The following is a 26341-nucleotide window of genomic DNA, read 5'->3' on the forward strand; positions in this document are numbered from 1 at the left end:
ACCGGTTGCCCGCGCGGTTAACGGCGGCTGTGCAAGAATCGGCGCGACTTCACCGGTGACTCCCATGTCGGCCCAGCAACCGCACGAACCGCACTTCACCTTCCGCCTGCCTCGCACCGCCCTGCGCAACGCCGCCATCGCCTTCGGCATCGGCCTGCTGCTGTTCGTGATCGTCTGGTGGGCGGGCCGCGACGACGGGTTCTACACACCCGAAGCCACCGCGCCCGGCAAATCGCTGCCGATCGAGGCGCTGCCCGAACCCCTTTCCACCGGCGATGGCGCGAGCGGCATGGAAGAACCCGCACCGCGACCGCCCGCCGAGGAGCGCCCGCAGCTGGTGGAAGAAAAGCCGATGCCCGCGCCCGTGTCGGAGACCCCGGTAGCCACGGCACCGGTCAGTGCGACGCCGTCGGCGGCAGGCGTCCCGCTCGCCCCCGGCGAGGTGCCGGTGCCGATCCCCGGCCAGACACCCGCGCCCGAATACCCGCCCTCGGCCATGCGCAATGGCGCGGAAGGCACGGTGATGGTGCGGGTAGAAGTGGGTGCGGATGGCGTTCCCACGTCGGTCGACGTGGCCCAGCGCAGCGGCTCCCGCGATCTGGATCGCGCCGCGGTGGCGGCCGTGCGTCGCTGGCGCTTCCAGCCGGCGCAGCGCGATGGCCAGCCGGTGCCGGGCGCGGTGACGGTGCCGATCGATTTCAAGATGCGGTGATCGTTGGTTGCCTGCATCGCACACGATGCGGCAGGAGCCAGTCGACAACTCAACCTGACAATCGAAACCGCATGAAAGCCGCTCGTGGTGAGTCCGTCGGACCTCGCTTCTGTGCTGCCGTGGTTTGTCGCTTTTCCGCGAAGAGCGTGGTTCGACGGGCTCACCACGAACGGAGTACAGCTTCGACGCCCGCGACAGGCGACAGGTCTGCGAGACTTTCCGCATGCACGCTGCGTGCACACGGATGAACGTGTATTCCGCTAGCTGAACTCCGCCCGGCCCACTTCATCGCGGAATCACGCATCGCAAACATCCCCACGCAAAGACTCTGCACCGTTCCAACGCGGAACCCACAACGCGAAACGGAGGTTCACATGTCGATGCCCACGAACAACGAATACCGCACCCCGGATACCGTGCAAGACACCACGGTTGAACCGCGCCGCACCACATCCCCTGTCCTGCTGGTGCTGTTCGCCTTTGCGGTCACCGCAGGCGGCCTGATCTGGTGGAGCCAGTCGCGCGGTCCGGCCGAAACCCCGGTGGCGACCCTGCCCGCACCGGTCATGGATGAGCCGACAGCGACCACGCCCGCCAAAGAGCGTGTCACCGAGGCCGCCAACCGCGAACGTACCGAACGCGCAGCCGCCCGTCAGGCCATGATCAGTCGTGAGGCCAGCCCGCTCGCCAGCAACGCCGAGCCGAAGTACCCCGCTTCGATGCTGCGTGCCGGCGTCGGTGGCACCGTGGTGGTGCTGGCCGAGGTGGATGCCCAGGGCAATCCGGTCGACGTGCGCGTGATCGAGCGCAGCGGCGAACGCGATCTGGACCGCGCCGCGCTGAGTGCCGTGCGCCAGTGGCGCTTCGAGCCTGCCATGCGCAATGGCAAGGCGATCGCCACCAGCGTGAAGGTGCCGGTGGACTTCAGGCCCATCTGAGTGCTGCATCGCTCCGCACAAGGAGCTGACGAGGAAAGTAGAAGGGGGACGCGGGCAGGCGTCCCCCTTTCTTATGTCTGGCTTCTTGTAGGAGCGACGTAAGTCGCGACCGTGCCCCTTCCGCGCCAGGATCGCGTCAAGCACCCGCGGATGGGAGAACCACACAGGAACTCAGGGTCTGCGGTCGCGACTCACGTCGCTCCTACAGAACGCGAAAGCGTCACGCCTTCCGCAACGCGAACCCCACGCCGGTCGCCAGGCCGTCGTAGTTCGGAAACGAGGTGGCCACGTTGGCGACGTCGCCGATGCGGATCTCGCCCTTCGCGAGCTGACCCGCAATCGAGAACGCCATCGCGATGCGATGGTCGCCATGGCTGTCGACTTCACCCCCCTGCAGTTCGCCCGGGAAGATCGTTGCGCCGTCGGGCGTCTCGTCCACGCGCAGGCCCAGCGCACGCAGGCCGTTGGCCATGCTGGCGAGGCGGTCCGATTCCTTCACCCGCAGTTCCGCCGCGCCCCGCACGACAGTCGGCCCTTCGGCGCGGGCTGCGGCGATGAACAGCGCCGGGAACTCGTCGATCATGTCCGGCACCAGCGCTTCGGGCACCTCGATGCCATGCAGCGGGGCGTGACGCACCACGAGATCGGCTACCGGTTCGCCGCCGTGCTCGCTGGCATTCTCTTCGGTGATGTCCGCGCCCATCAGGCGCAGTGCCTGCAACAGGCCGGTGCGGCGCGGGTTCAGGCCGACGGCGCGCAAGCGCAGTTCAGAGCCGGGAATGATGCTGGCGGCGACCAGGAAGAATGCGGCCGACGAGAAATCCGCGGGCACGGCGATGTCGGTGGCCTTCAGCCGCTGCCCGCCGCGCAGCCGCGCGAAGCCGGGCGAGAAGTCGATGTCGACGCCGAACGCCTTCAACATCCGCTCGGTGTAGTCGCGGGTGGGATGCGGCTCGCGCACCACGGTCTCGCCGTCTGCATACAGGCCGGCCAGCAGTACCGCAGACTTCACCTGCGCGCTGGCGACCTCCAGCGTGTAGTCGATGCCGGTGAGCGGCTGGCCTCCGTGGATGCGCAGCGGTGGCAGGCCGCCTTCTTCGGTGTCAATGCGCGCGCCCATCGAGGAAAGCGGCCCGGTGACGCGGCGCATGGGGCGCTTGGACAAGGATTCGTCGCCGACCAGCACACTGTCGAAAGGCTGCGCGGCCAGCAGGCCCGCGAGCAGCCGCATGCCGGTGCCGGCGTTGCCGCAGTCGAGCGCGCCGTCGGCAGGCTTCAGGCCATCCACGCCCACGCCGTGGACGATGCGGCGCGACGGCGACGGGGTTTCCATCTGCACGCCCAGGCGCGAAAAGATAGCGGCGGTGGCGCGGGTGTCCTCGCCTTCCAGGAAGCCGTCGACCGTCGACGTGCCATCGGCGAGTGCGGCGAACATCACCGCGCGGTGCGATACCGACTTGTCGCCGGGGATGTCGAGGGTGCCCCGCAGGGGGTGGCCGGCGGAGGCGATCCAGTCTTGCTTGCTGCTCATTCCATCTCTCGTGTTCTACCCCCTCCCCCGCTTGCGGGGGAGGGCTGGGGTGGGGGCAAGCGGGCGCGGTGGGCAAGCATTCACGGTTCGCCCCCATCCGCCCTTCGGGCACCTTCCCCCGCAAGCGGAGGAAGGATGTGCGTCAAGGCACCGCGACCGGGTACGAGCCCAGCACCTTGATCTGCGCCGAATGCTGCTTCAGCTCGGCCAGTGCCTGCTTCATCGACTCGTCGTCGATATGGCCGGCCAGGTCGATGAAGAAGCCGTACTCCCACTTGGCGTGGTGCGACGGGCGCGATTCGATGCGGTTCATGCTGATGCCGTGGCGCGCGAACGGGCTGAGCACGTCGAACAGCGCGCCGGGCTTGTCGTGGATGAAGACCAGCACCGAGGTACGGTCGTGGCCCGACGGCGGGAAGATGCTGCGGCCGATCACCAGGAAGCGCGTGGTGTTGTCCTTGTCGTCCTGGATCGGGCTCATGACGACCTTCTTCAGGCCGTACACGTGGGCAGCGCTCTCGCCACCGATGGCTGCGGCATCGTCGTTGCCGCGTGCACGGCGCGCGCCCTCGGCGTTGCTCGACACCGGCACCTTCTCCACCTTCGGCAGGTTCGCGCGCAGCCAGCCCGCGGTCTGCGCGAAGGACTGCGGGTGCGCGTAGATGCGTTCGATGTCGTCGATGCGGCCGGTCCGCGACATCAGGAACTGGTGCACGCGCAACTCGACTTCGCCGCAGATCTTCAGGTCCGATGTCAGGAACATATCCAGGGTGATCTGGATGGTGCCCTGCCCCGAGTTCTCCACCGGCACCACACCGAAATCGGCGTTGCCGCTGGCCACTTCCTGGAAGACTTCTTCGATGCTCGCCAGCGGCAGCCCGTGCGCCGAGCGGCCGAAGTGCTTCAGCACCGCCTGTTGGCTGAAGGTACCTTCCGGGCCGAGGTAGCCGATCTTCAGTGGTTCCTGCTGGGCGAGGCAGGCGGACATGATCTCGCGGAAGACATGCACCAGCACTTCGTCGCTGAGCGGGCCTTCGTTGCGGTCCACCACCATCCGCAGCACCTGCGCTTCGCGCTCCGGGCGGTAGTAGTCGACGGCCGCGGCGAGCTTGCCCTTGGCCTTGCCGACCTGGTGGGCGAAGCGCGCGCGCTCGGCGATCAGCGACTGGATCTGGCGGTCGATGCCGTCGATCTTGGCGCGCACGTCGGAGAGGGCCGGTGCGGGGGCAGTCGTGACGTCTGCTTTCTTGCCGGCGGCGGGCTTTGCGGGTTTCTTGCTGGGTTTGGAGGCCATCGGGGTTTTCCGTAATCCGGTCGCATCCCTGTGGGAGCGACGTAAGTCGCGAAGATTTACCGGTAACGCTTCATCGCGACTTACGTCGCTCCCACACCGGATCGAGAGGGATGCTTCATCCGTTGCGCTGCTGGAAATCGCGCATGAAATCGACCAGCGCCTGCGCACCTTCCACCGGCAGCGCGTTGTACAGGGACGCTCGGATGCCGCCGACCGCCTTGTGCCCTTTCAGCGCCAGCAGGCCGGCTGCCTTGGATTCGGCCACGAAGCGGGAGGTCAGCGTCTCGTCGGGCAGGAAGAAGGGGATGTTCATCCGCGAGCGCACGGCCGGCGCCACGTCATTGCGGTAGAAGCCGCCCGACGCATCGATGGCGCCATAGACCAGCGACGACTTCATGGCGTTGCGGCGCGCGAATTCGGCCACGCCGCCTTCGGCCAGCATCCACTTGAACACCAGCCCGGCCAGGTACCAGTTCCAGGTCGGCGGCGTGTTGAGCATGGAGTCGCGTTCGGCATGCGAGCGGTAGTCGAAGATGTCGGCCCGCGGCTGCCCGCTGCGTTGGAACAGGTCCTTGCGGATGATGACCACCGCAACGCCCACCGGGCCCAGGTTCTTCTGCGCACCGGCATAGATCACCCCGTACTTCGACACATCCAGCGGCTCGGAGGCGATCGACGAGCTGAAGTCGGCGAACAGCGGGACTGCGCCCACGTCCGGCGTATCGCGGAACTCGACGCCGTGGATGGTTTCATTGGCGGTGATGTGCACGTAGGCGGCGCCGGGTGTGAGCTTCCAGCTGTCGCGCGGCGGGATGTTGTGGAAGCCGCCGGCCTCGCCATCGGCCGCGATGTTGACGGTGCAGTACGGCCTGGCCTGCTTGATCGCGGTCTTGCCCCAGTGACCGGTCACCACATAGTCGACCACCTGGCCGGGGGCGGCGAAGTTCAGCGCCAGCAATGCCTGGTGGGTGGTGGCGCCACCGGACAGGAACAGCACGGCATAGTCGTCCGGGATGCCGACCAGAGCGCGCAGGTCGGCTTCGGCCTGCGCGGCCACCGCGATGAAATCCTGGCTGCGATGGCTGATTTCCACGATGGACGCGCCGATGCCGTTCCAGTCGAGCATCTCGGCCTGGGCCTGCCGCAGTACCGACTCGGGCAACGTGGCGGGACCGGCACTGAAGTTGAACGCGCGCGTCATGGGGCACCTGGAAGAATGAACGGCTAGTATGCCGCAGCGCATCCGTTGCAGGGGCAACCATGCGGACGTTGGGGCATGAAATGCGGACGGACTGCATCCCGCACCCGGTCGTGGACGTATAGGCTTGCGACAGGTCGTGCGCGAGCCGGGAATTTTCCCGCCGTACAGACGTCCAACAACCTCTGCAACGTTCCGGAGCTCCCCCATGTCCCTGCGCGACGCTTTGCGAATCCCCTCCTCCGAGATCACCGACGAGTCCGTGTACCGGGAGCGCCGCGCCCTGCTGCGTGCCTTCGCGATGGCGCCGGCGCTGGCCCTGTCCGGTTGCGCGGAGGCCGAGCCGCCGCCTCCGCCGAGGATCGCGGTGACACCCGAGCAGGCGCGGTCCGGATTCCGCACGACGGAAGAACTGACCCGCTACGAAGACGTGGCCAGCTACAACAATTTCTACGAGTTCGGCACCGGCAAGGCCGACCCATCCACCGCACGCAAGACGCTGAAGACTTCGCCCTGGTCGGTGGTGGTGGGCGGCGAATGCGCGAAGCCGGGCCGGATCCCGCTGGAAGATCTGGTGAAGGGCCTGGCACCCGAAGAGCGCATCTACCGCCTGCGCTGCGTCGAGGGCTGGTCGATGGTGATCCCATGGCTGGGCGTTCCGCTGGGTGAGGTGCTGAAGAAGTTCCAGCCCACTTCCAAGGCGAAGTACGTCGCCTTCACCACCCTCGCCGATCCGGTGCAGATGCCGGACGTGCGCTACCCCTCGATCAACTGGCCCTACCGCGAAGGCCTGCGCATCGACGAGGCGATGCATCCCCTCACCCTGCTGGCCACCGGCCTGTACGGCAAGCCGCTGCCGCAGCAGAACGGCGCGCCGCTGCGACTGGTGGTGCCGTGGAAGTATGGCTTCAAGAGCATCAAGTCGATCGTCGAGATCAAATTCGTCGAGAAGATGCCGGAAACCGCGTGGCACGACCTGCAGCCGTCGGAGTACGGCTTCTTTTCCAACGTGAACCCGAGCGTCGACCATCCGCGCTGGAGCCAGAAGACCGAACGCCGCATCGCCGGCAAGCAGAGCAAGCTGTTCGCCGAGCGCATCCCGACACGCATGTTCAATGGCTATGCCGACCAGGTGGCCTCGATGTACGCCGGCATGGACTTGAAGAAGTGGTACTGAAGGCAAGGTCCGGAAACCTCGTCTTCAGGCTCTGCGTGGGTCGCGCACCCGGGTTCCGCGGGCGGTGAACGTGTCGAACCATCCCATGCGCAGATGCGTCACTGGTGAGCTCGAACGCCGGAGCCCATGCGTTCGATGCTCACGCGTTCCCACCTGAGGCCACCACCTCCTTCCCGACACCGACCCCACCACGCATGCCCAAGACGTCCCCGCGCATCATCGCCGCCAAGATCCTGGTCCACGCCCTCGCGCTCACCCCGCTGGCGCTCCTGGCCTGGCAGTTCCACGACGTCTGGCGCAACGGCAGCGACGCACTGGGTGCGGACCCGGTGGCCGAGATCGAACACCGCACGGGACTGTGGGCGCTGCGCCTGCTGATGGTCGCGCTGGCCGTCACGCCGCTGCGCCAGCTGACCGGACAGTCCGCCTTGCTGCGCTTCCGGCGGATGCTCGGCCTGTACGCGTTCTTCTACGCCACGCTGCACCTGGCGGTGTACCTGGGCCTGGACCTGCGCGGCTACTGGACCCAGATCTTCGAGGACATCGTCAAACGTCCCTACATCACCGTCGGCTTCACCGCCTGGCTGCTGCTGGTGCCGTTGGCCGTCACGTCGACGCTGGGATGGATGCGCCGTCTCGGCCGTCGCTGGGGCCAACTGCACAAGCTCGTATATGCCATCGGCGTGCTGGCCGTGCTGCATTTCTGGTGGCTGGTGAAATCCGACATCCGCGAGCCGTTGCTGTACGCGGCCATCCTCGCCGCCCTGCTGGGCTGGCGCGCGTGGAAGCGGTTCAGCCCGCGCCGAACAGCAGCAGTGCGCTGAGCGCGCCTGCCATCAACAGCGCCGCGAGCAGCAGCCAGGGCCAACGCAACACCGATGACGAAGATGGTGTCGCGGCTTCAGAGGAAGCCGGCAACGCGCCCGTCTCGCCCATCAGCGCAGGCTCGTCCACGGTCGCGCTGGGTGCCCACGGCACTTCCAGGACGAAACGATGCTGGGCATCGAAGACGATCTGGTCGCCGGCCACGAGCAGTGCATCGCGCACCGCCACACCATTCACCCGGGTGCCGTCGGCGGATCCGAGGTCGCGCAGAAGGACGCGTTCACCACGCAGCTCCAGCCGCGCGTGCCGCTCGGCGAATGCCGGATCGTCGACGCGGATATGGGCATCGCGCGCACGCCCGACCACACGCGGCTGCTCCAGCGAAATGCTCTTGCCGTGGTATTTGCCCCCCAGGCCCCGCAGCACCACGCGGACATCGCCCTGGCCGGCGTCGCTTTCCCGGAGATCGGCAGCGGATTGGTAGCCCGACTGCAGCAGCAGTTCCACGCCTTCCACGTACACCGCATCGCCGGGCCGCAGTACCGCCATGCGCTTCACCGGACGGCCGTTGATGTGCACACCCCGCATGCCGTTGGCCACCTGCAGCCAGAGGCCGCGCCGGTCCACGCATATCTGCGCGAGCAGTGCACCCTGCGGCGAATCCCCGACACCCACGGTACCTGCCGCTTCACGCACGATGCGATGCACGCCGGTGGTCAGCGGCCGGTCGGGCGAAGGGCGGTTTGCGAAGTGAAGTCTGAGGTTCTGCACGCCCCGGGAGCCTATCAGGTTGAGGCCGATCCGGCAGCCCCGGCTTGGCATATGCCGCCACGCTGCGCAGAATAGCGCCGCACAAAGGGAGCCCCCGCATGGCCAGCATCGACATCCACCATCCGCATTCCAAATCGCCCAAGCAGGCACGCAAGGCGGTCGAAGACGTGGCGAAGAAACTGTCCGAGCGCTTCGACATGGACTACGGCTGGGACGGCGATACGCTGAACTTCAGCCGTTCGGGCGTGGAAGGAAGCATCGCCCTGTTCGCCGACACGCTGCGCGTCACCGCCAACCTCGGCTTCCTGCTGTCGGCCATGAAAGGTCCGATCGAGGCCGAGATCCGCCGGGTCCTCAGCGACAAGTTCGACTGAACGTCAGTCGCGGAACGGATCGGGTTCGTCCTCGTACAGGCGCTGCGACACGGCGCGCTCCGCCCGCTCGATGTCGCGCACGAAGGCCTTGCCATCGCCCAGGGCAGCGAAGGCCGCGAAGCCCCGCTCCAGGAATCCCTGGAGCTCACCCAGCCCGGTCGCCTTTGCCGGCCCGCGCGACAGTTTGAGCAGCGTGGCCACGCCGGGGGTCTTCACCGCCCGCGCGAGGCCCACGCCCACCTCGGCGATCAGGTCGATCTGGTGCCCGCGCAAGCGCGGCAGTCCCACCTCACGATAAACACGCCCATAAAGCCCGGCGTCCAGCTTGCGGCGATTCGGCGCCAGCCGATGCAGCGCTTCAGCCATGCGCATGTCCAGCGCATGCGTCAGCACACCCAGCTCGATCCCGTGCGCCACGGTGTCCAGCACGGCGCCGGGCAGCAGGCGCTGCATCATCGGCATCACTTTGGCGACATTGGCGTCGCGCTTGCTGAAATCGTGGTCACCATAGACATCGGTCAGGAAGAACATCGCCGCCGCGCGCCGCTTCGGGTCGTTCAGGAAGTGCTCGAAGCTGGTCTCCAGCCGCGCCGCCTGCCAGCGCCGCAGCTCCGGCAGCCAGCGCAGCCGGTTGCGGGGCTCCTGCACCGGATCATGCAGGGCCTGGTGCCAGGCCAAGCGCCTGCCCACGCGTTCGATCAAGGGATTTCCTGAGGCCATGCCGGCCATGATCCGGGCCCGCTGCGGGCGCCGCAACCGGGCGGCGGGTCGGCTACACTCGGGCGGCAAGGTCACCACGGGTAGTACATGCTTTCGATCCACAGTGCGCGGCGGCGGGGCCACAACGGCAAGATCGGGCTGGCCATCGCCGGCGGCGGCCCCATCGGGGGCATGTACGAGCTGGGCGCACTGCGTGCCCTGGACGAAGCCCTCGACGGCCTGGACCTGACCCGGATGGACTGCTACGTCGGGGTCAGTTCCGGCGCCTTCCTAGCTGCCGGGCTGGCCAACCGGATGGGCACGGCCGAGATGTGCCGCATCTTCATCACCGGCACCAGCGACGACGCCGAGTTCCGGCCCGAAACCTTCCTGCGCCCGAATGTCGGCGAGTACCTGCGCCGCGCGGCCAGCCTGCCCGGCCTGTATGCCGACTGGCTGTCGCGACTGGTACGCAATCCCCGCCGCGCGACGCGCTGGTCGGACCTGTTCCTGCGCTTCGGCGGCCTGGTGCCCACCGGCATCTTCGACAACGAGGAAGTCGAGCACTTCCTGCGCGACATCTTCAGCCGTCGCGGCCGCAGCAATGATTTCCGTACGCTCGATGCGGATCTCTTCGTGGTCGCGGTCGACCTCGACAGCGGCGAGGCGGTGCGCTTCGGCGAGGAAGGCTGGGACGACATCCCGATCTCACGCGCCGTGCAGGCCAGTTCCGCCCTGCCCGGGCTGTATCCGCCGGTGGAAATCGGTGGCCGCCATTTCCTCGACGGCGCCCTGCGCCGGACCATGCATGCGAGCACCGTGCTGGACCGCGGCATCGACCTGATGATCGGCATCAACCCGCTGGTACCTTTCGACGCCAACCAGGCCACCCCGCAGGCCGACGAAGCCGAACAGGTAGGCCTGGCCAGCGGCGGCCTGCCGGCCGTGCTGTCGCAGACCCTGCGCACGCTGCTGCAATCGCGCATGCAGATCGGCATGGAGAAGTATCCGCATCGGTACCCGGATATCGACCAGCTGGTGTTCGAGCCCAATTCGGACGACAGCGAGTTGTTCTTCACCAACCTCTTCAGCTTCTCCTCTCGCCACCGCGTCTGCCAACTGGCCTACCGCAACACGCTGGCCGACCTGCGCAAGCGCGCACCGGTGCTCAAGCCCATGCTGGCCGCGCACGGCATCCGCTACAACGAGGACATCGTCAACGACCGCCACCGCTCCATCCTCGACGGGTTGGACGTGACGCCGCGCATGACCGAAACCACCGCCCGCCTGCGGCGCGCCCTGGACGACGTGGACCAGATCGTGTCGCGGCATCGCGCAGCCCATCGCGGCTGATGCGCTCACGGCCGCGTCACCGGCTGGTGTGAAAACTCTAGACAGCACGCCGATTCTGGAACGCAATCCCCCACCCCACTCCCTGATGGAACGCCATGGCCACGCTGAAGAAATCCGCACGCAAGAAAACCGCTTCTGCATCCGCTTCCAAGAACGACAACCTGCAGGCCCAGGCCGAGCAGATGTCCAAGCGCCTGGGTGAATCCGCACAGCAGGTGTGGCTGGCTGGCGTGGGGGCTTTCGGGCGCGCGCAGGCCGAAGGCACCAAGTTGTTCGAAACCCTCGTGAAGGAAGGCCTGTCGCTGGAGCAGACCACGCGCAAGGTGGCGGGCGGCAAGGCCCAGGCCATGCGCGACGCGATGGAGACCACCGTCGGCCAGGCGCGCGAGCGCGCCTCGGATACCTGGGACCGCCTGGAGAAGGTGTTCGAAGAGCGCGTGCATCGCGCACTGCGCCGTCTCGAGGTGCCCAGCCGCGAGGATCTGTCCGCACTCATCGATCGTGTCGACGCACTGAATGCGCAACTGCGCACGATGGGCGGTGCGCCGGCCGCCAAGCCGTCCCGTGCCAAGCGCAGCGCCAGGCCGGCCGTCAAAAAACCGGCGCCTGCCGCGAAGAAAACGCCCGCGAAACGTGCAGCGCGCAAGAAGGCTGCACCATAAGGTTGCACGCGCATTTTCATGCGTATTTCTGAACAAAATTTTGTTGCGCGGCAACATCGAATGGCGTAACAATCATTCCAGCCCGCCAGTCCATCGAAGTTCGTTTGCTCCCCTCCCCTTACGGCTTCGGACTGGCGGGCTCTTCTTTGCCCGCCGCCCGGCACTCGCCTGAGCCGACACAGACAGCCATGGGTACGGCCCGGTAGAATCGCGGGCCTAATAACAACAACGCACCCGCGACGCATGTCCATTTGGCTCCTCGGTTTGGCGGTCACCCTTGTGACCGGTGCGGCAGCCACCGCCTACCTCTGGCTGGTGCGCCGCCCCAGCGACGAAATGTCCTACGGGCTGCACGCCCTCTCGGGCCTGCGCTGGAGGGAGTTTTCCAAACTCGTCCTCGCCGCGATGGCGGGCCGTGGCCTGGTCGAAGCCGGCGCCGATCCCCAGGAGTCCCGCGAACCCCAGACCACCTTCCTGCTCGCGCGCGGCCAGGAGAAGTGGCTGCTCTCGTGCAAGCATGGTTCGGCCTACCGGATCGCCGCGGCCCCGGTACAGGAGCTAGCCGCCAGCATTCGCCTGGGCGCCGCCACCGGCGGCATCCTCGCCACCGAGGGCAAAGTGGAAAAGGAGGGCCGCGATGCGGCCCAGGGCAACAATATCGAGTTGCTCGACGGCCCTCGTCTGTGGCCGGAAGTCAGGCACCTGATCGAACCAAGCCTGCGCGAGCAGATCGTGACGTACGCATCGGCGCGCGCCAAACGGCATATCGGCATCAGTTGGCTCGGCGCGGTGACGGTGGGTGCCCTTGCCATGGCGGGCTGGGCCGGCAGGCAATCGGCGGACACACGCGTCGATGTGCGGCCCGCAGCACCCGTGCCGGCGCGAACGGTCAGCGCACCTGCACCCGCGACGCCTGCGCCACAGGAAGCCTTCCGTGAACCGACGCAGGAAGAACTGGAAGCACAGATGCGCAGCGTGCTCCAGGCGCTGTCGAAAACCCCCGGCATCACCCGCGGCGTCTGGCAGACCAAGCTGACGCTGAGTATCGATCGGGTGGGCAGTGAGAAGGACATCTGGCCGTCGATCTGCCTGGAGCTGGAGCGCTACCCGGCCCTGCGTGCCACCCGCGTGCAGCTCAACCCGCCGCCGGGCAGCAGCGAACCGGTGCGCTGGCGCCAGTGCAAGACGATGTGAGGCCGCCGCGACACTTCGTCGCTGGTCGCCTTGGCGTCGCTGCAGGATGATGCTGCCGCCATCGACACGCCTTCCGATCCGATGAACGATCCCGCCGCTCCCACGCCCTACGACCGCATCGGCGGCGAAGCCGGCCTGCGCCGGATGACGCAGCGCATGTATGCGCTGATGGACACGTTGCCGGAAGCCGCCGCGGTGCGCGCGCAGCACCCGGCCTCACTCGACGGCAGCGAACAGAAGCTATTCGAGTTCCTGAGCGGCTGGCTCGGCGGCCCGCCGCTGTTCACGCAGAAGCACGGCGCCCCGATGCTGCGCGCCCGCCACCTGCCCTTCCGGATCGGCATGGAGGAAGCCAGCGGCTGGCTGGCCTGCTTCCATGGCGCGATGACCGAAACGGTCGAAGACGTCGAACTGCGCGAGTTCCTGTGGTCGCGCATCGAGCCGCTGGCGCTGCATATGCGGAACATGCAGGCGGTGCCGTTGCGGTGGGCGGACGAAGGCTAAAGTCTCCTGTCCCGGCAACGTCATCGCTTACATGCAAATGACGTAATCGTCCGGGTCGAGCGCTGTCTCGACCCGGAGAATCGCCAAAGCATCCGACCAAAGTTCGTCCCCCGGTTCCCTGCGATCTCCTGCGGTGAATCGCTCCGGCGGGCCATAGGCCGATCACCAGTCACCATCGACGCAAGCGGCGAATCCGGATTGCAGGCAGGGAACTCCTGTGCAGCCTGCCCTGTAAGCGTCAGGCAGCGCCAACGCACGCGTCGCCAGTTCGCGAAAGCGTGCGGACTGCTGCGGACTCAACACCATGTCGATATCACGATGGAATTAGCCCTTCCAACGATACCCGGCGCCTTTCGACGGCCTCAGCCTTGCCTCGCCACCGTCCTTCGACGATCTCGCGTGGATGACGGTCTCCGAGGAGCATGCACCACCGGCTAGGACAACAACCCACTCCTGCGCACCGCACGACATGGCCCGCTGGGGTATCAACTTGCCTTCCAGGTACGCATCGATTTCGTACCGCGCGGCGGCACGCGCACCCTCAGCGGTCCACGCGGCTAGCCAAGCATCGCGCTCGCCCAAGACGCGGGATAACAGCAACCACATGCCGACCCCGATGCCCACCAGGAGCACGCAGCCCAGCCCGAGCGTCCTAGCCCAGGAGATCCGCATCGACGCCTACCAGTGCACGCCCCGCATCAACGAAGCAAACGCAATCTGCTCCTGGCTGGGTGCGGCTTCCTTCAACGCCTTGCGATCGCCCTTGGCGGCGGCCGAATCCGGGAACAGCTCGAACGCGGTGTTCATCACCACCTCGTAGGCCTTCGGGGCCACCGCATTGACCAGCGCGGCGAAGATGCCCAGGCGCGTGGCGATGCGGCTTGGCTTCTCGATGATGGCCTTGACCAGCAGGTCGGCCGCCTCCTCCGGCGACAGCGTCGGCACGCTGTCGTACATCTTGGTGGGCGCGATCATCGGCGTCTTCACCAGCGGCATGTTGATGGTGGTGAAGCTGATGCCCTTGCCCGACAACTCGCCCTGCGCGCAGCGGCTGAATGCATCCAGCGCCGCCTTCGATGCGACGTAGGCCGAAAAACGCGGTGAATTGGCCAGCACGCCGATCGAGCTGATGTTGATGATGTGGCCCTTGCGGCGCTCGGTCATCTTCGGCAGGAAGCCCATGATCAGGCGGATGCTGCCGAAGTAGTTCAGCTGCATCGTGCGCTCGAAATCGTGGAAGCGGTCGTAGCTGGCCTCGATGGAGCGGCGGATCGAGCGGCCGGCATTGTTGATCAGGATGTCGACATGCCCGTGCTCGTCCAGCACCGTCTTCACCAGGCGGTCGCAGTCGGCCATGTCGGCCAGGTCGGCGGTATAGGCGAACACCTTGCCGCCCGCCTTCTTCATGTCGTCGCGGGCCTTGAACAGTTCCTCCTCGCCACGCGCCACGATGATCGTGGTGGCGCCGGCCTCCGCCACGCGTTGCGCCGTCGACAGGCCGATGCCGGACGAGCCGCCGGTGATGACCACCACCTTGTTGCGCACCTTGCCCTTCAGCGAGCGGTCGATGAACAGGTCCGGATCGAGGTGGCGCTCCCAGTAATCCCACAGGCGCCACGCGTAGTCGTCCAGGCGCGGCACGGCGATGCCGCTGCCCTTCAGTGCCCGCTCGGTCTCGCGGCTGTCGAAGCGCGTCGGATAGGTGATGAACTTCAACACTTCCTTCGGGATCTTGAAGTCGCGCAGCAGCATGCCGATGAAGCGCCGCACCGGCGGCAGGTTGCCCACCGCCATGCGGATGCTGCCCGGCACGAAGGCGAACATGCGCGCATCGATCCGCATGGTCATTTCCGGCGCGTGGCCGGCCCGGCAGAACGTATTGAGCACTTCGCCCACGCGCATCGGCTCGGGATCGGTCAGGTGGAAGGTATGGCCATCCAGCTTGGGCTTGTGCGCGATGTGGTCCATCGCGTCAGCGACGAAGTCCACCGGCACGATGTTGATGCGCCCGCCTTCGATGCCCAGCACCGGCACCCACTGCGGGAGCAGCTCGCGCAGCTTCTTGATCAGGGTGAAGAAGTAGTACGGGCCGTCGATCTTGTCGATCTCGCCGGTCTTCGAATGGCCCACCACCATGCCCGGACGGTAGATGCGCCACTTGATGCGCTTCTCGTTGCGCACCAGCCCCTCGGATTCGTGCTTGGTGCGCAGGTAGGGATCATCCAGTCCTTCGGCTTCCTCGAACATGTCCTCGCGGAAGATGCCCGGATAAAGCCCGGCGGCTGCGATGGAACTGGTGTGGTGGAAGCAGCCGGCCTTCAAGGCGGCGGCCAGGTCGAGCGCATGCTGGGTGCCGTCGATGTTGGCGGCCTGTTGCGCTTCGCGGGTCGCGGTCAGGTCATAGATCGCTGCCAGGTGGAAGAAATGCTTCACCTTGCCGGTCAGTGCACGCAACTGCGCGGGTGTCAGGCCGCACTTGGGCTTGGTCATGTCGCCGTGCACCACGGACACGCGCTTCATGTCCCAGCCGGCCTTCTTCGCGATGGCGTCGAACTTCTTCTGCGAGTCCTTGCGGACCAGCACGTGGACCGTCCCGCTGCGCTTGAGGAGATTGCCGACCAGGTAACGGCCAATGAATCCTGTGGCGCCCGTGACGAAATAGCTCATGACGACCCCTATCCTCGAGTTGTATGGGCGAGCCCCTCCGACTGCCCTGCGGCCTAACTTGCCAGAGCCGCCCAGATTCGACAATCCCGTCACGCATTGACCGCTTCCACCACCCGTGGTGTGATGGCCTGGATCACTGGGAGGGATCATCCATGGCAGACCTCAAGAGCGCGTTCGACCAGGCATCCAAGGACATCCAGACGCTGTCCGAGCGCCCGGACAACGACACGTTGCTGCGGCTTTACGGCCTTTACAAACAAGGCGCGGAAGGTGATGTGAAGGGTGACAAGCCGGGTTTCTTCGACTTCGTCGGCACCGCCAAGTACGAAGCCTGGGCCAAGCTCAAGGGCACGGCGCAGGAGGACGCACAGAAGAAGTACGTGGACCTGGTGAAGAAGCTGCTGGCCTGAAGCCCGACGTGGCGCGCGATACCCGCCAGCGCATCCTCGACGCCGCCCTCGCGATGTTCAACACGCAGGGCGAGCCGCATGTAACCACCAACCACATCGCCGACGAGCTGGAGATCAGCCCGGGCAATCTGTACTACCACTTCCGCAACAAGGACGACATCATCGAACAGCTCTTCGCGCGGTACGAAGAGCGGATGGACGCTGCGCTGACGCCTCCCACCGACCGGCTGCCGGGGCTGGAGGACATCTGGCTGCAGTTGCACCTCGTGTTCGAGTGCATCTGGGACTACCGCTTCCTGTATCGGGACCTGGTGGAGATCCTGAGCCGCAACCGGCGGCTGCGCATGCGCTTCGCCCGCATCCTCAAGCGCGCCGACGACAGCGCCCACGCGGTGATGCGCGGCATGGGCCAGGCCGGCGTGATGCGGGCGTCGGCGGCGGAACTGGCCGCCACCGCCACCAACGTGCTGGTCATCTCCACCTTCTGGCTGAACTACGCGTCGACGCGTGGCGAGAAGGACGAACAGGCCGCCATCCGCCAGGGCATCGTGCAGGTGATGATGCTGGTGGCACCGTTCCTGCGCGACGCGGAACGTGTGCACCTGAACACGCTGACGCAGGCCTATACGAACTAGCGTGCTTGCCTGCAGGAGGGGCTTCAGCCCCGACGCTGTGCAGTCGGATCAACGAGGACCGTAGGAAAGGCGTCGGGGCTGAAGCCCCTCCTACCATTGCGTCGGCGAAGCCGGGAATCAGGCCGCCGCCAGCGCATCGCCCAGCCGCGCCGACGCCGCACGCAGTTCCGGCAGCAGGCCGCGATCATCCAGCATCTCGAACTCCGGCCCCACCAGCGCCAGCAGCGCGAGCAGCGCCTCGACGGATTCGGCGCCCAGCTCCAGCACGCAGTGGTGTGCGTCGCCGGCTTCCAGGATCCCGCACCAGGTGGGCACCCGTGTCGCCTGCTCTTCCACCGACCCCGGCAGCCGCAGCCTTACCTGGAAGCGGGTGAACGGCTGGGTGATCGACTTCGCGACGTAGTCCGCCACGTCACCGGGAAACTCGCGCGGCGGGAACTGGGTGCCGGTATCGTGCAGCGCCTGCACGCGGTCCACGCGGAACGTCCGCCAGTCCTCGCGTTTCAGGTCCCAAGCCACCAGGTACCAGCGGCTGCCGGTATGCACCAGACGCAGCGGTTCGATCAGGCGCTCGCTGGCTCGCTGCGTGCGGTCGCGGTACTGCATCCGCAGGCGGAAGCCGTCGCGGCAGGCACCGGCGATGCGCAGCAGCGCGTCCACATCGGACGTGGGCGCACCGCCGGCGAGCGACAGCGTGACCGAATACAGGGCACTGGCGCGCTTGCGCAACCGCGCCGGCAACCACTGGTCCAGCTTGGACAGCAGCCGCAGCGCGGTGTCCTCCATCCGGCCCACGCTGGCCGCCGCCGTGCGCAGTGCCACCGCCACGGCTACGGCCTCGTCATCCTCCAGCAGCACGGGCGGCATGGTCGCGCCGGAACCCAGCCGGTAGCCGCCACCCAGGCCTGGCGACGCATCGATGGGATACCCGAGCTCGCGCAGGCGCTCCACGTCGCGGCGCAGCGTGCGGCGGTCGATTTCCAGCCGCTGGCTCAGTTCCGCGCCCGTCCAGTGACGGCGCGACTGGAGCAGCGACAGCAGGCGGAGCAGGCGGTTCGATGTGCTGAGCATGGGTGCAGTATGCCGCCCATTGAGGACTGATTCTGTCCTCGATGTCGGCCAGACTGGAAGCTCTCTCCCGCCGGAAGGAAACCCCATGACCGTGCAGACCTATCAGGGCAGCTGCCATTGCGGCGCCGTGCGTTACGAAGTCGACCTCGACCTGGCCGCCGGCAGTGGCCGTTGCAACTGCTCGATCTGTACCAAGACGCGCTACTGGGGCACGGTGGTCCGGCCGGATGCTTTCCGCCTGCGGCAGGGCGAAGAGGCGCTGACCCGCTACCCCTTCGGCAGCGGCGTGGCCGAACATCTATTCTGCCGGCACTGCGGCGTGAAGTCGTTCGGCCGGGGCGAGCTGGAAGTCCTCGGCGGCCGCTACTACTCGGTGAACCTGGCCTGCCTGGATGACGTGGAGCCGGCCGCGCTGGCGCAGGTCCCGATCCGCTACGCCAACGGCCGCGACAACGACTGGTTCTCCGAACCCGCCGTCACCGCGCATCTCTGATCGGGACCGCATGACAGGACGCCCCGGGAACCGGGGCGTTCGGGACGCGTCGCGTCCGTGGGCCGTCAGGCCCTGCTGCGACGCACAGGCCGTTTGGCCGCCGGCTTGCGGACAGGCGTGGCGCGGGCGCGCTTTGCGGCCGGCTTCTTGCGGGCGCGGGGCGTGGTCTTCCGGGTGGGCTGCTTCAGGCCCAGCTTGGTCAGTACCGGTTGCAGGCGGGCCTCTACCTCGGCACTGAACCGGCCCACGCGTGCTTCGCCCTGTTCACGCACCTCGGCCAAGCGGCCCAGCACATCGCGCTGCGCCTGTCCGGCGAAGCTTCCGGCCTGCGCACGCGCCGCCTGCAGGCGACCGGCGGCTTCATTCGCGGCCGCAACGGCCTCGCGCCTCGTGACGGCGATCAGGCCCAGTCCGGCAAGCCAGACGTGGCGGAGGGTGGGTTCGGGCGTCTTGCGGGTGGTCTTCTTGGCGGCCATGGGGCAGTCCATATGCCGACCACGACGGCCGGCTTCCATGAAGCGATGCTGTCCTGCCCGCGTCGAGCAATCACACTATTGGCCGCTCGTGTCACGGAATGCGTAGGGGTTGCCTGATGACCGCGTTCGCGGCGATGCTCGCAGCATCCTGGGAGGGACGACCAATGGCAGGAAAATCTTCGAAGTGGGCTTCGTTTCCGCATGACGCGAAGGGCTATGCCTACGCGGGCGATGCATTGAAGAAGGCGTGGCCGGCGCTGCATGCCGGCGACCAGGAGCCCTACCCCGACGAAAAGCGCGCCAAGGCGTTGATCGCCGCCGCAGGCAAGGCAGCCAAAGGCATCGAGCCCGCCGACCTCGCGCAACGCCTGCAGGATGCGTGGCGCGCGTTCCATCGCGGTGACTTCCAGGCCGCGTATGAGGCCGGTGAAGCCCTCGGCCCGCTGGGCGCTTCGGTCGCGGTCAAGGCGCTGGGCATCCATGCCACCTATCTGGTGGAAGACGAATCCGAGCAACTCAAGCGCTTCGAACAGGCGGCGAAACTGGCCGAAGCCGCCATCAAGGCCCTGCCCGACGAAGCCAACAGTCATTACCGTCACGCCTTCGCGCTGGGCCGCTACAGCCAGGGCCTGAGCATCGCCAAGGCGCTCAAGCAGGGCATCGCCGGCAAGGTCCGCGCCGCGCTCGACGCCACGCTGGAACGGGCCCCCAAGCACGCCGAGGCGCATACCGCGCTGGCGCTGTACCACGCCGAGATCATCAACAAGATCGGCGCGATGATCGGCGGCCTGACCTACGGCGCCAAAGCTGGCGAAGCCGAGTCGCACATCAGGACCGCGCTGAAGCTGACCCCCGATTCACCCATCGCGCACGTGGAATACGCGAACGTGTTGCTGCTGCTCCACGGCGAGAAGAAGGAAGACGCCGCCGCGGCATCGTTCGAGAAGGCCGGCAAGCTGAAGCCACGCGATGCCATGGAAGCACTGGATGCTGCCCACGCGAATGCGCAGATCGAGTAACAGGGTTTCCATTGCGCTGGCTTCCCTGTGGCTGGCTGGCGCGGCGCCGGTGTCCGCCCAGTCGGATGCCGATGCGCCACCTCCCTCGCCGGCGGTGACCGCTACGCCGTCCGACACCTTGCTCGATGCACTCACCTGCCGCACGGCAAGTGGCGATCTCATCACCCTGTTGCAGCGACTCCGTCGCGAGCGCCCGACGGAATTCACCCAGACCGAACGCCAGTACAGCGCGCCCATGATGGATCTTTATCGCCTGGCCGAACCCGTGCTGGCGTGGGGGCATCACAGCGATGCCGTCGTCATCACCGACAACCGCGTCCTGCTGCTGGTGGACGACTCCATCGAGCAGGCGGCGGCGCAGCTCGAACGCGCACTGGAAGACAGCCGCGATGCGCCCCTGTCCGGCGCGCTCGACGATTTCCATGCCCTGGTGGTCTATCCCGGCGAGCATGCCGGACTCCGGCAACGCACGCTGATCGGTTGCGAGTACCGCATGCCCGGCGTGTCGCTGCTGGCCGATCCCGCCGACGCCTGGCGCATCCCGCAGCCCTGAGGCTGGCGCTGCCGCCTCGCGCAGCGGCGAACCCTGATCGCATCGCCCATGGCCGCGCCGCCGCTTAACGGCAGCGCGCGCCCCTTCTTTAGGCCGCTCCGCGCGCCCCGGACACCGCCTGCTTTCGCCTGCGGTTCCGTGCCCTAACACATTTTTTTCCGCCTGCCCTAAAGGTTTTTTCGGCAGCGCCGTTATTCATTTCGCAACACGAAGACGACTAGCCACCACAAAACAAACCGGCAGCGTCTTTTCCCTTCAACGCCGTGAATCCAAATAAGAGGAGACGAACATGGCACAGGTAATCAACACGAACACGATGTCGCTCAACGCTCAGCGCAACCTGAGCACCAGCGGCGCTTCATTGGCCACCACCATCCAGCGTCTTTCGTCCGGCCTGCGCATCAACAGCGCCAAGGACGACGCCGCCGGCCTGGCCATCTCCGAACGCTTCAGCACCCAGATCCGCGGCCTCGACGTCGCCGTGCGCAATGCCAACGACGGCATCTCGCTGGCCCAGGTCGCCGAGGGCTCGCTGACCGAAATCGGCAACAACCTGCAGCGCATCCGCGAACTGGCCGTGCAGTCGGCCAACGCCAGCAACTCCAGCTCCGACCGCGCGGCGCTGAATGCCGAAGTCAAGCAGCTGACCTCCGAAATCGACCGCGTCGCCAAGCAGGCCGACTTCAACGGCACCAAGCTGCTGGACGGTTCGTTCACCAGCCAGCTGTTCCAGGTGGGCGCCAACGCCGGCCAGGCGATCGCCATCGACAAGGTGGTCGACGCCCGCGCCATGACCCTGGGCGGTTCGCAGTTCGACAGCGGCACGCTGGCCATCACGGCCGCGGCTTCCGCCACCGCCGACATCACCATCACCGGTCTGACCCTCACCGACAGCGCCGGCAATGCCGTCGCCTTCGACGACCTGACCGTCAAGAGCGCCGGTTCGGTCGCCGCCACCAACGAAGCCGCCGCCAAGGCGCTGGCCGCCCACATCAACGGCAAGCTCGGCGAAACCGGCATCTACGCCAACGTCGATGCCGCCGGCACCGGCCTGGAACTGACCTCGGTCAAGACCAGCGTGGACGCCAACGGCGACTTCGCGGCCTTCGGCGTCGCCATCACCGGCGGCACGTACACCGCCACGGCCGTCGCCACCAGCGAAGTGCCGAAGTTCGTGTCCGACGTGGACATCTCGGATTTCGCCGGTGCCCAGCAGGCGCTGGAAATCGTCGACAAGGCACTGACGGCCGTGAACGGTTCGCGCGCCGACCTCGGTGCCATCCAGAACCGCTTCACTTCGGTGGTCGCCAACCTGCAGACCAGTTCGGAAAACCTGGCCGCCTCGCGCAGCCGCATCCGCGACACCGATTTCGCCAAGGAAACCGCCGAACTGACCCGCACCCAGATCCTGCAGCAGGCCGGTACGGCCATGCTGGCCCAGGCCAACCAGGTGCCGCAGAACGTAATGAGCTTGTTGCAACGCTGAACCAGGTATCCCCGGCGGCACGGCGGGGATCGTTGGAAAACTTTTCCCCCGTGCAGAAAACGCCTCAGGAGTAGAACTCATGGCACAGGTCATCAATACCAACACCATCTCGCTGAATGCGCAGCGCAATCTGAGCAGCAGCGGTGCTTCACTGGCCACCACCATCCAGCGGCTGTCGTCCGGCCTGCGCATCAACAGCGCCAAGGACGACGCCGCAGGTCTGGCCATCTCCGAACGCTTCAGCACCCAGATCCGCGGCCTGGACGTCGCGGTCCGCAACGCCAACGACGGCATCTCGCTGGCCCAGGTCGCCGAAGGTTCGCTGACCGAAATCGGCAACAACCTGCAGCGCATCCGTGAGCTGTCGGTGCAGTCGGCCAACGCGACCAACTCCTCGTCCGACCGCGCCGCGCTGAACGCCGAAGTCAAGCAGCTGACCTCCGAAATCGATCGTGTCGCCAAGCAGGCCGACTTCAACGGCACCAAGCTGCTGGATGGTTCGTTCACCAGCCAGCTGTTCCAGGTCGGTGCCAATGCCTCGCAGGCCATCGCCATCGACAAGGTCGTCGATGCGCAGTCCGATGCACTGGGCAACGTGAAGTTCGCCGCCGACGTCACCGGCACGGCCATCGCCGATGCCGCCGCCGACGGCAGCATCGCCGACCTGACCATCAACGGTGTGACCATCGCGGATGTCGAGTACACGAACGGCACCAGTGGTGAGGACATCGCCAAGGGCCTGGCCGCCGCCATCAACGCCAAGCTGGGCGAGACCGGCGTGTACGCCTCGGTCGACGCCGACCAGGTCACCCTGACCTCGGTCAAGGCCGACACCGACCTGGTCGTGGGCGGCACGGTCGCCGGCTCGGGCCTCACGGCCGCGACCACTGCAGCCACGGCGGGTACCGCGCAGTTCGCCAAGGACCTGGACATCACCACGTTCGAAGGCGCGCAGAAGGCCCTGGAAATCGTCGACGCTGCCCTGACCTCGGTCAACAGCGCGCGCGCCGACCTGGGTGCGGTGCAGAACCGCTTCACCTCGGTGGTCGCCAACCTGCAGACCAGCTCGGAAAACCTGGCCGCTTCGCGCAGCCGCATCCGCGACACCGACTTCGCCAAGGAAACCGCCGAACTGACCCGCACCCAGATCCTGCAGCAGGCCGGTACGGCCATGCTGGCCCAGGCCAACCAGGTGCCGCAGAACGTGCTCAGCCTGCTCCGCTAACGCGGTGATGCGCCGGAACGGGTGGCCATCGCCACCCCTTCCGGCCCGGGCTTCTCCCCTTCGTAATCCCGCCTAGAGGAAACTTCCATGGCACAGGTCATCAACACCAACACCATCTCGCTGAATGCGCAGCGCAATCTGAGCAGCAGCGGTGCTTCACTGGCCACCACCATCCAGCGGCTGTCGTCCGGCCTGCGCATCAACAGCGCCAAGGACGACGCCGCAGGTCTGGCCATCTCCGAACGCTTCAGCACCCAGATCCGCGGCCTGGACGTCGCGGTCCGCAACGCCAACGACGGCATCTCGCTGGCCCAGGTCGCCGAAGGCTCGCTGACCGAAATCGGCAACAACCTGCAGCGCATCCGTGAGCTGTCGGTGCAGTCGGCCAACGCGACCAACTCCTCGTCCGACCGCGCCGCACTGAACGCCGAAGTCAAGCAGCTGACCTCCGAAATCGACCGCGTGGCCAAGCAGGCCGACTTCAACGGCACCAAGCTGCTGGATGGTTCGTTCACCAGCCAGCTGTTCCAGGTCGGTGCCAATGCCTCGCAGGCCATCGCCATCGACAAGGTCGTCGATGCACAGGCTGAAGCACTGGGCGGCGCGATGTTCGCCACCGCCACGTTCACCACGGCCACGCCGGCCGACGGCACCACCGATCTGAAGATCGAAGGCCTGCAGCTGACCAATGCCGACGGCAGCGCCGTCACCATCGACACCGTCGAAGTGGCTGCGCAGGGTACGGCAGCCGCCACGCGCGACGCCGCCGCCACCGCGCTGGTCGGCGCGATCAACGCCAAGATCGGCGAGACCGGCGTACTGGCCGAACTGGGCGCCAACGGCGCGGTCAACCTGACCTCGGTCAAGGACAGCGTGGATTCGGATGGCGACTTCCTCGGCATCGCCGTGGAAACCGGCACCTGGACCGGCGGTACCGCCCCGGCCGACGTCGCCGCCAGCACCGTCGCGACGACCAAGCAGTACGCCAGCAACCTCGACATTTCCACGTTCAAGGGTGCGCAGCAGGCGCTGGAAATCGTCGACAAGGCACTGACGGCCGTCAACAGCGCCCGCGCCGACCTGGGTGCGGTGCAGAACCGCTTCACCTCCGTGGTCGCCAACCTGCAGACCAGCTCGGAAAACCTGGCCGCTTCGCGCAGCCGCATCCGCGACACCGATTTCGCCAAGGAAACCGCCGAACTGACCCGCACCCAGATCCTGCAGCAGGCCGGTACGGCCATGCTGGCCCAGGCCAACCAGGTGCCGCAGAACGTGCTGTCCCTGCTGCGCTGATACGCGGCACGCTTTATCCGCAGTTCCTCCTAGTTCCCTGTCGTCACGGACGGATTCGTCTCCCTCCGTTTGGCAGTACCCCAACCCCCTCCGGCGACGGAGGGGGTCTTTTTTTGGGTGATGGGTGATCGGGAATGCCGGTTTCCGGGAGTTGCCCCATCACGAACCACCGCTTTCTGGCACAAACCCTGCATCAGTTCCTGCGCCCGCATTTCTCACCAGTCGCCGGACCCACGGCGGCGGTGGGAGACGGAGAGATGCGGGCTAAAGAACGGCCGCGGCAGGCCGCTACTGAAACTGCACGGGCGGGCCCCATCCGGTACCGGATGCCAGGCCCGCCCGGCCACCCTTTTCCGGAAGGGCACTGACAGGAGACGGCAATGGCAGACTATTCGCTGGGTTATGGCGGCATCGGCACCGGGATGGACATCAATGGCATGGTGTCCCAGCTGGTGGCGGCCGATCGCGCGCCCGCGGAGAACCGCCTGACCCGCATCGAAAGCCAGGCCAAATTCAAGTTGTCCGCGCTGGGCACCGTCAGTTCCGCTTTCAGCAATCTGGACAAGGCGCTGACCGCGCTGAAGGCCGCTACCGCCTTCGATACCCGCACCGTCAAGTCCGCCACCGATACGGTAGTCGGCGCCACGGTGGGCAGCGGGACGCCCAACGGCACCTATGCGATCGAAGTGGTCGGACTGGCCACCGCCAACAAGTGGATCACCAACCAGCCGGTGGCAGCGGACACGACCTTCGGCGCCGGTCAATTGACGCTGACGGTCGGCGGCGAAGCGCTGGCCATCGACATCGCCGCCGACAGCACGCTGCAGGATGTCCGCAGCGCGATCAACGACGCCGCCCGCAGCAAGGGCGTGCAGGCCAGCGTGCTGACGTCCAATGACGGGCTCTACCTGTCCGTGTCGTCCGACAAGACCGGCGCCGCCAACGGCATCTCGCTGGCCTTCACCTCCGGCGGCAGCGACCTGCAGACCCTCGCTGCCAGCCTGCAGGAACGCGTCCCCGCCGCCGATGCCGAAGTGAAGATCGACGGCCTGACCGTGACCGCCAGCGGCAACAAGATCACCGATGCCGTGCCGGGACTGACCCTGGACCTGAAAACCCTGGGCACCAGCACCGTCACCGTGTCCACCGACACCGCAGCCGCCAGCAAGCTGATCCAGGATTTCGTGACCGCATACAACGCGGCCATCGGCGCCATCAACACCTCGACCAAGTACAACGCCGAAAGCGACGAGCCTTCCGCCCTGACCGGCGATGCGCAGATGCGCAGCGCTTCGGGCCAGTTGAGGAACGTGCTCAGCGGCGTACTCGGCGACCTGGCGGCACAGGGCCTGGACGCCAAGACGCTGGGCCTGCAGACCAAGGGCTATCCGTCGTCCGACGGCACGCTGGTGTTCGACAGCAGCAAGTTCACCGCCGCGCTGGTCAGCGATCCCGAGAAGATCCGCACCGCCTTCACCGGCGACAGCGGTTTCGCGGGCAAGTTGCAGACGGCCGTGGGCAGCTATATCGGCACCAATGGCGCCTTCACCCAGCGCACCAGCGGCCTGAACGCCCAGATCAAGGATGTCGCCGCACAGCGCCTGGCGCTGGACGCGCGCATGGAAGCCGTGGGCAACCGCTACAAGGCCCAGTTCGTGGCGATGGATTCGATGGTCGCCCAGATGAGCAGCACCAGCAGCTACCTGGCCCAGCAACTCGCCTCGCTCGCCAACCAGACCGGATAACCGCCGATCCGAACCGCCGTCGGGTGACGCGCGGGG

At 66.8% G+C, this 26341-nt stretch carries 26 protein-coding genes; 18 read left to right on the plus strand and 8 right to left on the minus strand.

Annotated features, from left to right (window positions below; genetic code table 11):
• Positions 1–64 precede the first annotated feature (64 nt).
• Together OY559_RS11060 and OY559_RS11065 are read left to right on the plus strand one after the other, a co-directional pair.
• A complete protein-coding gene (locus OY559_RS11060; protein WP_277726321.1) occupies positions 65–712 on the plus strand; it encodes an energy transducer TonB in 648 nt (215 codons plus the stop codon).
• 374 nt (positions 713–1086) lie between these two features.
• Positions 1087–1650, plus strand: coding sequence for an energy transducer TonB (locus tag OY559_RS11065; RefSeq protein WP_277726322.1), 564 nt, complete (start codon positions 1087–1089; stop codon positions 1648–1650).
• A 220-nt stretch (positions 1651–1870) separates the two neighbouring features.
• Here OY559_RS11065 and aroA read toward each other — a convergent pair whose 3' ends face one another.
• The 3 genes from aroA to serC form a co-directional block, all read right to left on the minus strand.
• On the minus strand, positions 1871–3181 hold the full coding sequence (aroA, locus tag OY559_RS11070) for a 3-phosphoshikimate 1-carboxyvinyltransferase (RefSeq protein ID WP_277726323.1): 1311 nt from the start codon (positions 3179–3181) through the stop codon (positions 1871–1873).
• A 142-nt stretch (positions 3182–3323) separates the two neighbouring features.
• Positions 3324–4475 carry a prephenate dehydratase gene (gene pheA, locus OY559_RS11075; RefSeq protein WP_277726324.1) on the minus strand — a complete coding sequence of 384 codons (1152 nt, stop codon included), beginning with the start codon at positions 4473–4475 and terminating at the stop codon, positions 3324–3326.
• A gap of 115 nt (positions 4476–4590) precedes the next feature.
• Positions 4591–5676 (minus strand): phosphoserine transaminase, encoded by a 1086-nt coding sequence (gene serC, locus OY559_RS11080; RefSeq protein ID WP_277726325.1) that lies wholly within the window; start codon positions 5674–5676, stop codon positions 4591–4593.
• Positions 5677–5881: 205 nt separating this feature from the next.
• On the opposite strand from serC, the gene msrP reads away from it, so the two are divergent.
• Positions 5882–6850, plus strand: coding sequence for a protein-methionine-sulfoxide reductase catalytic subunit MsrP (gene msrP / locus OY559_RS11085; RefSeq protein WP_277726326.1), 969 nt, complete (start codon positions 5882–5884; stop codon positions 6848–6850).
• Positions 6851–7044: 194 nt separating this feature from the next.
• Positions 7045–7674 carry a protein-methionine-sulfoxide reductase heme-binding subunit MsrQ gene (msrQ, locus tag OY559_RS11090; protein ID WP_277726327.1) on the plus strand — a complete coding sequence of 210 codons (630 nt, stop codon included), beginning with the start codon at positions 7045–7047 and terminating at the stop codon, positions 7672–7674.
• Here msrQ and OY559_RS11095 read toward each other — a convergent pair.
• Entirely contained in the window at positions 7643–8446 is an 804-nt protein-coding gene (locus OY559_RS11095; RefSeq protein WP_277726328.1) for an FHA domain-containing protein, read from the minus strand. The two genes, msrQ and OY559_RS11095, sit on opposite strands and share 32 nt — an antisense overlap.
• A gap of 98 nt (positions 8447–8544) precedes the next feature.
• Between OY559_RS11095 and OY559_RS11100 the strand changes: the two genes are divergently transcribed.
• Complete coding sequence (locus tag OY559_RS11100; RefSeq protein ID WP_277726329.1) at positions 8545–8820, plus strand: polyhydroxyalkanoic acid system family protein; 276 nt, start codon at positions 8545–8547, stop codon at positions 8818–8820.
• A 3-nt stretch (positions 8821–8823) separates the two neighbouring features.
• On the opposite strand, the gene OY559_RS11105 is transcribed toward OY559_RS11100, so the two are convergent.
• Positions 8824–9615, minus strand: coding sequence for a DUF8198 family protein (locus OY559_RS11105; RefSeq protein WP_277726330.1), 792 nt, complete (start codon positions 9613–9615; stop codon positions 8824–8826).
• Between the two features lie 12 nt (positions 9616–9627).
• Between OY559_RS11105 and OY559_RS11110 the strand changes: the two genes are divergently transcribed.
• The 4 genes from OY559_RS11110 (at position 9628) to OY559_RS11125 (ending at position 13232) form a co-directional block, all read left to right on the plus strand.
• Positions 9628–10872, plus strand: a complete 1245-nt coding sequence (locus tag OY559_RS11110) for a patatin-like phospholipase family protein (protein ID WP_277726331.1) — start codon at positions 9628–9630, stop codon at positions 10870–10872.
• A 95-nt stretch (positions 10873–10967) separates the two neighbouring features.
• The gene (locus tag OY559_RS11115; protein ID WP_277726332.1) at positions 10968–11534 is read left to right on the plus strand and encodes a phasin family protein; all 567 of its coding nucleotides are present in this window, start codon (positions 10968–10970) and stop codon (positions 11532–11534) included.
• Positions 11535–11777: 243 nt separating this feature from the next.
• The gene (locus tag OY559_RS11120; protein ID WP_277726333.1) at positions 11778–12728 is read left to right on the plus strand and encodes a restriction endonuclease; all 951 of its coding nucleotides are present in this window, start codon (positions 11778–11780) and stop codon (positions 12726–12728) included.
• A gap of 30 nt (positions 12729–12758) precedes the next feature.
• The gene (locus OY559_RS11125) at positions 12759–13232 is read left to right on the plus strand and encodes a group II truncated hemoglobin (RefSeq protein ID WP_277726334.1); all 474 of its coding nucleotides are present in this window, start codon (positions 12759–12761) and stop codon (positions 13230–13232) included.
• A gap of 678 nt (positions 13233–13910) precedes the next feature.
• Here the strand turns inward: OY559_RS11125 and OY559_RS11130 are convergent.
• On the minus strand, positions 13911–15899 hold the full coding sequence (locus OY559_RS11130; protein ID WP_277726335.1) for an SDR family oxidoreductase: 1989 nt from the start codon (positions 15897–15899) through the stop codon (positions 13911–13913).
• A gap of 152 nt (positions 15900–16051) precedes the next feature.
• On the opposite strand from OY559_RS11130, the gene OY559_RS11135 reads away from it, so the two are divergent.
• Positions 16052–16309: an acyl-CoA-binding protein gene (locus OY559_RS11135; protein WP_192202628.1), complete on the plus strand. Its 258-nt coding sequence runs from the start codon at positions 16052–16054 to the stop codon at positions 16307–16309.
• Between the two features lie 8 nt (positions 16310–16317).
• Positions 16318–16944, plus strand: a complete 627-nt coding sequence (locus tag OY559_RS11140) for a TetR/AcrR family transcriptional regulator (protein ID WP_192202629.1) — start codon at positions 16318–16320, stop codon at positions 16942–16944.
• Between the two features lie 117 nt (positions 16945–17061).
• Here the strand turns inward: OY559_RS11140 and OY559_RS11145 are convergent, their stop codons facing one another.
• Positions 17062–18015 carry a helix-turn-helix transcriptional regulator gene (locus OY559_RS11145; RefSeq protein ID WP_277726336.1) on the minus strand — a complete coding sequence of 318 codons (954 nt, stop codon included), beginning with the start codon at positions 18013–18015 and terminating at the stop codon, positions 17062–17064.
• 85 nt (positions 18016–18100) lie between these two features.
• Here OY559_RS11145 and OY559_RS11150 point away from each other — a divergent pair, with 85 nt between their 5' ends.
• A complete protein-coding gene (locus OY559_RS11150) occupies positions 18101–18508 on the plus strand; it encodes a GFA family protein (RefSeq protein WP_277726337.1) in 408 nt (135 codons plus the stop codon).
• A 65-nt stretch (positions 18509–18573) separates the two neighbouring features.
• On the opposite strand, the gene OY559_RS11155 is transcribed toward OY559_RS11150, so the two are convergent.
• Positions 18574–18984, minus strand: a complete 411-nt coding sequence (locus tag OY559_RS11155) for a hypothetical protein (protein WP_277726338.1) — start codon at positions 18982–18984, stop codon at positions 18574–18576.
• Positions 18985–19148: 164 nt separating this feature from the next.
• On the opposite strand from OY559_RS11155, the gene OY559_RS11160 reads away from it, so the two are divergent.
• The 6 genes from OY559_RS11160 (at position 19149) to fliD (ending at position 26305) form a co-directional block, all read left to right on the plus strand.
• On the plus strand, positions 19149–20003 hold the full coding sequence (locus tag OY559_RS11160) for a tetratricopeptide repeat protein (protein ID WP_277726339.1): 855 nt from the start codon (positions 19149–19151) through the stop codon (positions 20001–20003).
• Complete coding sequence (locus OY559_RS11165; RefSeq protein ID WP_277726340.1) at positions 19987–20556, plus strand: hypothetical protein; 570 nt, start codon at positions 19987–19989, stop codon at positions 20554–20556. Before OY559_RS11160 ends, OY559_RS11165 begins: the two co-directional genes overlap by 17 nt.
• Before the next feature lie 289 nt (positions 20557–20845).
• Positions 20846–22042 carry a flagellin gene (locus tag OY559_RS11170; RefSeq protein WP_277726341.1) on the plus strand — a complete coding sequence of 399 codons (1197 nt, stop codon included), beginning with the start codon at positions 20846–20848 and terminating at the stop codon, positions 22040–22042.
• A gap of 79 nt (positions 22043–22121) precedes the next feature.
• A complete protein-coding gene (locus tag OY559_RS11175) occupies positions 22122–23267 on the plus strand; it encodes a flagellin (RefSeq protein WP_277726342.1) in 1146 nt (381 codons plus the stop codon).
• An 87-nt stretch (positions 23268–23354) separates the two neighbouring features.
• Positions 23355–24560: a flagellin gene (locus tag OY559_RS11180; protein ID WP_277726343.1), complete on the plus strand. Its 1206-nt coding sequence runs from the start codon at positions 23355–23357 to the stop codon at positions 24558–24560.
• 380 nt (positions 24561–24940) lie between these two features.
• The gene (gene fliD, locus OY559_RS11185; protein WP_277726344.1) at positions 24941–26305 is read left to right on the plus strand and encodes a flagellar filament capping protein FliD; all 1365 of its coding nucleotides are present in this window, start codon (positions 24941–24943) and stop codon (positions 26303–26305) included.
• Positions 26306–26341 lie beyond the last annotated feature (36 nt).

Source organism: Pseudoxanthomonas sp. SE1, assembly GCF_029542205.1.
Lineage (GTDB): Bacteria > Pseudomonadota > Gammaproteobacteria > Xanthomonadales > Xanthomonadaceae > Pseudoxanthomonas_A.

Excerpts from the sequence above, each read along its gene's own strand:
- msrP (WP_277726326.1), top strand. The coding sequence starts at position 5,882 with ATGTCCCTGCGCGACGCTTTGCGAATCCCCTCCTCCGAGATCACCGAC.
- OY559_RS11100 (WP_277726329.1), top strand. The coding sequence starts at position 8,545 with ATGGCCAGCATCGACATCCACCATCCGCATTCCAAATCGCCCAAGCAG.
- fliD (WP_277726344.1), top strand. The coding sequence starts at position 24,941 with ATGGCAGACTATTCGCTGGGTTATGGCGGCATCGGCACCGGGATGGAC.
- OY559_RS11065 (WP_277726322.1), top strand. The coding sequence starts at position 1,087 with ATGTCGATGCCCACGAACAACGAATACCGCACCCCGGATACCGTGCAA.
- OY559_RS11155 (WP_277726338.1), bottom strand. The coding sequence starts at position 18,984 with ATGGCCGCCAAGAAGACCACCCGCAAGACGCCCGAACCCACCCTCCGC.
- OY559_RS11060 (WP_277726321.1), top strand. The coding sequence starts at position 65 with ATGTCGGCCCAGCAACCGCACGAACCGCACTTCACCTTCCGCCTGCCT.
- OY559_RS11145 (WP_277726336.1), bottom strand. The coding sequence starts at position 18,015 with ATGCTCAGCACATCGAACCGCCTGCTCCGCCTGCTGTCGCTGCTCCAG.
- OY559_RS11110 (WP_277726331.1), top strand. The coding sequence starts at position 9,628 with ATGCTTTCGATCCACAGTGCGCGGCGGCGGGGCCACAACGGCAAGATC.
- OY559_RS11160 (WP_277726339.1), top strand. The coding sequence starts at position 19,149 with ATGGCAGGAAAATCTTCGAAGTGGGCTTCGTTTCCGCATGACGCGAAG.
- OY559_RS11135 (WP_192202628.1), top strand. The coding sequence starts at position 16,052 with ATGGCAGACCTCAAGAGCGCGTTCGACCAGGCATCCAAGGACATCCAG.
- OY559_RS11180 (WP_277726343.1), top strand. The coding sequence starts at position 23,355 with ATGGCACAGGTCATCAACACCAACACCATCTCGCTGAATGCGCAGCGC.
- aroA (WP_277726323.1), bottom strand. The coding sequence starts at position 3,181 with ATGAGCAGCAAGCAAGACTGGATCGCCTCCGCCGGCCACCCCCTGCGG.
- OY559_RS11115 (WP_277726332.1), top strand. The coding sequence starts at position 10,968 with ATGGCCACGCTGAAGAAATCCGCACGCAAGAAAACCGCTTCTGCATCC.
- OY559_RS11175 (WP_277726342.1), top strand. The coding sequence starts at position 22,122 with ATGGCACAGGTCATCAATACCAACACCATCTCGCTGAATGCGCAGCGC.
- OY559_RS11170 (WP_277726341.1), top strand. The coding sequence starts at position 20,846 with ATGGCACAGGTAATCAACACGAACACGATGTCGCTCAACGCTCAGCGC.
- OY559_RS11120 (WP_277726333.1), top strand. The coding sequence starts at position 11,778 with ATGTCCATTTGGCTCCTCGGTTTGGCGGTCACCCTTGTGACCGGTGCG.
- serC (WP_277726325.1), bottom strand. The coding sequence starts at position 5,676 with ATGACGCGCGCGTTCAACTTCAGTGCCGGTCCCGCCACGTTGCCCGAG.
- msrQ (WP_277726327.1), top strand. The coding sequence starts at position 7,045 with ATGCCCAAGACGTCCCCGCGCATCATCGCCGCCAAGATCCTGGTCCAC.
- OY559_RS11130 (WP_277726335.1), bottom strand. The coding sequence starts at position 15,899 with ATGAGCTATTTCGTCACGGGCGCCACAGGATTCATTGGCCGTTACCTG.
- pheA (WP_277726324.1), bottom strand. The coding sequence starts at position 4,475 with ATGGCCTCCAAACCCAGCAAGAAACCCGCAAAGCCCGCCGCCGGCAAG.
- OY559_RS11165 (WP_277726340.1), top strand. The coding sequence starts at position 19,987 with ATGCGCAGATCGAGTAACAGGGTTTCCATTGCGCTGGCTTCCCTGTGG.
- OY559_RS11150 (WP_277726337.1), top strand. The coding sequence starts at position 18,101 with ATGACCGTGCAGACCTATCAGGGCAGCTGCCATTGCGGCGCCGTGCGT.